The organism is Snodgrassella alvi, assembly GCF_002777425.1.
Taxonomy (GTDB): domain Bacteria; phylum Pseudomonadota; class Gammaproteobacteria; order Burkholderiales; family Neisseriaceae; genus Snodgrassella; species Snodgrassella alvi_B.
In genome coordinates this window covers 1-969 of the sequence record NZ_MDVC01000032.1, presented here as the reverse complement: position 1 = coordinate 969, position 969 = coordinate 1, and the positions used below count along the sequence as shown (strand labels likewise).

At 48.4% G+C, this 969-nt stretch carries 1 protein-coding gene; it reads left to right on the top strand.

The window, feature by feature from the left end:
• Positions 1–271: 271 nt before the first annotated feature.
• The coding region (locus BGI33_RS03270; protein WP_306807479.1) for a 1-deoxy-D-xylulose-5-phosphate synthase N-terminal domain-containing protein at positions 272–969 on the top strand (698 nt) is incomplete at its 3' end.

Here is a 969-nt window from a genome sequence, read left to right as displayed (position 1 = left end):
CAAAAGGACTGGCTAAAGAAAAGCAGCTAGAGAATTTATTTTACTCATCAGACAGTCATTGTGTTAGAACGAATGCCGATGAGTAGGTAGTGTCTGTCAGATTAAGTTTAAGCTAGTACATATAAGCACACCAAACACACTTTCCTTGATAGGTTTGCATAGATTCAGGATAATCCACACTGTATAAACCCTGTCTCACACAGCAAGGTTCAGCACATTACTTTACACAGCTATTGCAACCAGCTATTTCCCCTCATCAAAAGGCAACTTCATGGCATCACATCTTGCTAATGCAATTCGCTTCCTGGCAATGGACTCAATTCAACAGGCCAACTCCGGCCATCCCGGCGCACCAATGGGTATGGCCGAAATGGCTACAGTATTATGGCGCGAATTCCTGCAACATAATCCGGCCAACCCCAAATTCTACAACCGCGACCGCTTCATTCTTTCCAACGGTCACGCATCCATGCTACTGTACAGCCTGCTGCACCTGAGCGGCTACAACCTCAGCATCGAAGACCTAAAAAACTTCCGTCAGTTGCACAGCAAAACCCCCGGCCACCCAGAATATGGCTATACCGATGGCGTAGAAACCACCACCGGCCCATTAGGCCAGGGAATCGGCAATGCCGTTGGCCTGGCGCTGGCAGAAAAAATCCTCGCCGCCCAATTTAACAAATCCGGTTTTAATATCGTTGATCACTATACGTATGTTTTCGTTGGCGATGGATGTCTGATGGAAGGCATATCCCACGAAGTGTGCTCACTGGCCGGCACCCTGAAACTGGGCAAACTGATTGTCCTGTATGACGACAACAACATCTCCATCGACGGCAAAGTAGACAACTGGTTCAGTGAAAATATTCCCGAACGTTTCGCTGCTTACGGCTGGCACACCATTGCCAACGTAGACGGCCATAACGAAGCAGCGATCCGTGCCGCCATTATTGCTGCCAAAGCCGAAAC